General features: G+C 30.4%; 4 protein-coding genes. 1 reads left to right on the top strand and 3 read right to left on the bottom strand.

The features are described from left to right. Positions 1-637: IS110 family transposase (locus AMD28_RS04645; protein ID WP_055442131.1), on the top strand; the 637-nt coding region annotated here is incomplete at its 5' end. Between the two features lie 478 nt (positions 638-1115). Here the strand turns inward: AMD28_RS04645 and AMD28_RS04635 are convergent. From AMD28_RS04635 to AMD28_RS04625, 3 genes are all read right to left on the bottom strand, one after another. Further along, positions 1116-1643 (bottom strand): hypothetical protein, encoded by a 528-nt coding sequence (locus AMD28_RS04635; RefSeq protein WP_055443004.1) that lies wholly within the window; start codon positions 1641-1643, stop codon positions 1116-1118. A gap of 137 nt (positions 1644-1780) precedes the next feature. Beyond that, entirely contained in the window at positions 1781-2497 is a 717-nt protein-coding gene (locus tag AMD28_RS04630) for a DUF7674 family protein (RefSeq protein ID WP_055443003.1), read from the bottom strand. Between the two features lie 169 nt (positions 2498-2666). Next, positions 2667-3329, bottom strand: coding sequence for a hypothetical protein (locus AMD28_RS04625; RefSeq protein WP_083478237.1), 663 nt, complete (start codon positions 3327-3329; stop codon positions 2667-2669). Positions 3330-4147: the final 818 nt, after the last annotated feature.

Below are 4147 nucleotides of genomic sequence, written 5' to 3'. Positions count from 1 at the left end.
TCTTTACACAGCTTTAAATGAAGTTCAGAGTGAGTGCTTGCAACTCTTTAGATTGCTGGATAGTTACATAAAATACCGAACGGCATCGAAGAATAAACTTCATGGTGAAGAAACCTTAGGAATACCTTCCAAGTTTGTGTATCGTTCTTTAAAGCGAAACGTTAAGCATTTGCAAAAGGAGATTACCGCGATAGAAGAGCGTCTATTAGATTTAGTTAAACAAGAGCAGCAACATCAACTGACATTATTAAAAAGCATCCCAGGAATGGGTGTGAAAACAGCTTTGTTTTTAATAGTAGTAACTGATGGATTTAAAAAATTTGAAACGGCATCACAACTGTGTAGTTATGTCGGTATTACACCAACTATACGAAAATCAGGAAGCAGTGTTCGCGGACGAAGTAGAATAAGTAAAGTAGGGAATAAGAAGCTAAGAAATCTGCTGTTTTTATGTGCATTTTCGGCATGTAAGTACAATAAGGCTTGTAGAGAGATTTATGAACGATTGGTGGCCAAAGGAAAGAGTAAAAAACTTGCGTTAATAGCAGTTGCAAATAAGTTATTAAAGCAAGCGTTTGCTATTGCTAAATCAGGATTGCCATATTGTGAAAATCACGTTTCAGTATTGCCTAAATAGTAAAGAATTACATAAAATATAAAAGGCTCAAAACAATAAAATTATTTTGAGCCAAAACTAATAATGTCTAAAATTAACGAAGAAAAGAGTTGTTTTTTACCTCAGTTCTTTGTTACCACACGTTTTTATTTTTCCATTCAGAAAATCAGTCGTTCGAGTTGATTCCTGATTGAGAATAGAAAAATCAAAATCAATAGTGTAATTAAATTCGTTTTGAATTTTACATATTCTTTTTTAAGATACTCTTTTACTATTCTATAAATCAAAAATCCACCAACGAGTAAAATCGGTAAATAATTAAAAATTAAATCAACGTACCATAGTTCTGAAATTCGACTTGCACCAGCTCCCGAACCAAATATTAGGAAAAAAGCAAGTATCTCAATCAAAATCAAAAGTAACAGAATTCCGAAAAAAAGAATTGACCTAATTCCAATTCCGATATAATTTGTCTTTATTTTTAAAAATTCCGTTGTTTTCAATTCAGTTTTTTGTTTTCTAAAATGTCAAATCCAAAAAGTCCTTGTCGAATTTCCAATTCCACATTATTGTAGAATTTCCTTTTTTCATAAAATTCAGATGAAAAGACTAATTCCTTTACTTTCCCATTATAATTAATTCTAAACGTTGGTGTTTCAACATCAATTCTATATTTGCCTCCAGAAGCCAACGATGAAGTCCGAATAATCTCAAAAGATTCAGTTCTTGTATTTTGGTCAGCGAAATAATAATTCGATAACATGAAGATTGAGCAAGCAATAAATCCAAATCCGACGACATAATGCATTGCGGAATAGAGGTAAAGTCCAATTCCGCTATATTCATAAGTGCTCTTATAATTCTTAAAATCGAGAATAAACGCAATTACTCCAACAACCATTATAATTCCGATTGGAATCATTAAATTGATAATGGTTTCTCTGTAAATATTAATTTCCCATATAATTAAAATTGCTCCAAGAAAGAAAATTATAGGATAGAATATTTTACGTTGTTTTTGCGTCATTCTCAAATGTGTGGTAACGGTTACGTATAAGAATAGTGCGATTTTGTGTGCGAGGATTTTCCGTAGGAAAATCAGAAGTAGCAAAAGTGCACTGTTCTTTGTTTAAGTACTAATCTACGCATTATTTTTATGCGATGTTACCTGCTGGCTTTATTCATTATTCCGTTTTCTAAATTAAATTCATAAGTTTCTTTTGCTTTTTCATTTAATAATTTTCTCGCAATGTCATTACATTTTTCAGAATGATATAATCCTTCGTAAATACCCACGACTAATAAATTATCAATTTCTTTATCGTTTTTATCACTTAAATAATTAAAAAATCTAAAAGAATTTGTAATTAAATCAGACAAATTTTCGTTTTTAATAATTTCTTTTACAAGAACAATACTTAAATCTCCAAAGACAGAATATAAATTCTCATCATTTGAATGGTCAGTAATTTTTTCAAATTCAGGTATATATTTATATAGTTCAGAATTCAGTTGGTGGATATTATATTCAATTTCCAAAGTTTCAGAGTTCAATTTGACTTTTGCACCGTAACTTGTATTATTCTCAAATATTAGATTCGGAATTTTAGAGCCTTTAAAATCAATCGCTTCCATTAAACTTTCTCTAATTTCGGCATTCGAAAAGTCACAATTAGTGAAATTCGTTGATTTCATATTGCACTCAATAAATTTGGCGTTTTTAAAATTTGAATTATTGAATTCAACTCCAAAATAACAGTATTCAAATATTGCGTTTTCAAAACTCGAGTTTTCAAAACTCTCTCCAAAATCAAAATCAATATTCCTGAAGAATCTTTTTCCACTTAAATAATACTGTTCAATTTCAGTTCTTGATTTCATTTTGAGTTCTGATTTTCAGCTTGCAGGTAACGGTTACGTATAAGAATAGTGCGGTTTTGTGTGCGAGGATTTTCCGTAGGAAAATCAGAAGTAACAAAAATGCACTGTTCATTGTTTAAGCACTAATCTACGCATTATTTTTATGCGATGTTGGCTCAACGTGCTTTTCTTAATAAAGTTCGGCTTCTCTCGTTAATTTCGACTTATCTAAATAGAGATAGTCTGAAAATAAATCCGAAATAACATTTTCAATTTCCTTTCTATTTACTGTTTTTGAATTCCTTCGGGATTTTAAATAATTATCTCTTACTATTTTATCAGTTAAATTTCCAACTGTTTTTATTGTAAAAGTATTTCCACTTTTTTGAGCAATCCAAAACCCAAAAGTTGATATTCCAATTCCGAGAAAACCAAGTTTCCAAGAAAAGAAAATTCCGATAAATGAAACTAACATTAGTAGAGAAATAATTCCGTTAACAAACTTGGTTGGACTTAATATCGATAATTCAAAACCTAACTCTTTTTCGATTTCTCTAATTTTGCTAATTCTGTTTTTTTTGGGGAAAAGATCAATTAATTTGGTTTTCGGAATAACTTCATTTTTTTCAGACTCCGTAAACTTATTTATTGCGTTTCGTAATCTGTAAAAAGCTTGCTGAGATGTACAATCATCAACACTTTGCAATTCAATTTTCTTTGTGATTTTATCACACAAATCTCCGTAAGTTCTTACATTTTCAAATTCATTTTGCTCGAATTGAATTTGAAATGTATTCTCAATTTTTAAAATTAAATCTTCAATGTCTTCTATATCTGTTTCTTTTAGTTCCATTGTTCAGCATTTGTGCCAACGGTCTTGTATAAAAAGAGTTGCGTTTTTGCGTGCGAGGATTTTCCGTAGGAAAATCAGAAGTAGCAAAAGTGCAACGACTTTTAAAACTAGTTCTAAATATAGCAATTTTTTTTATGCGTTGTTACATAATTTACCGACACATTTGAGTAATCACGTGTGCTTAGATCTTTGAAGCAAGAGTGGTTTATTCCGAGTTTGAGTGATCAATATTTACCTTTGATTTAATAATTCCGCAAACTAGCTCTAAAATCCGTTAGAGTAAGAAATTCCGCAAGAGTGAGAATCCAATTTAGGATAAAATTCAGAGTTCGAGTAAGCAACTATTCAGAGATTGAGTGATAAACATTCCGCTAAATTTAATTTTTTAGAAATTCGGTTTTGATAGGAGTTGCGATTTTCGGAGGTATTTTATGTAACGGTCTTGTGTATGGAAAGTTGCGTTTTTGTGAGCGAGGATTTTCCGTAGGAAAATCAGAAGTAACAAAAGTGCAACTGACTTTATTTAAGCACTAATCTAGCAATTTTTTATACACGTCTTAAGTTTACATTTTAAATAAAACATTAAATTAAGATATATAAATCAGAAAGAACAAAAGAGAGAAATAAGATTAGTATACACGGTGAAGCATTAGACTTCGACAACATTGATAATCCTCTCTCTTTTTCTACTAATATTTCGTTCAGTTCTGTGAGACTTTAGATCTCGATTTCAAGTTGTTGAAACATCAGTAGCTCGTTCTTTCCAAAATTCAATTCTTATGAATAAATATAGTGAAATTTTTGGATTAGACATTAGC

This window comes from Lacinutrix himadriensis (assembly GCF_001418105.1).
GTDB lineage: Bacteria > Bacteroidota > Bacteroidia > Flavobacteriales > Flavobacteriaceae > Oceanihabitans > Oceanihabitans himadriense.
Note: the sequence above shows the minus strand (reverse complement) of the source record. Positions and strands in the feature narration are given on the sequence as shown.

What these genes read in the sequence shown, in the direction of transcription:
- AMD28_RS04630 (WP_055443003.1), bottom strand. Translation starts at nt 2,497, where the DNA reads ATGAAATCAAGAACTGAAATTGAACAGTATTATTTAAGTGGAAAAAGA.
- AMD28_RS04625 (WP_083478237.1), bottom strand. Translation starts at nt 3,329, where the DNA reads ATGGAACTAAAAGAAACAGATATAGAAGACATTGAAGATTTAATTTTA.
- AMD28_RS04635 (WP_055443004.1), bottom strand. Translation starts at nt 1,643, where the DNA reads ATGACGCAAAAACAACGTAAAATATTCTATCCTATAATTTTCTTTCTT.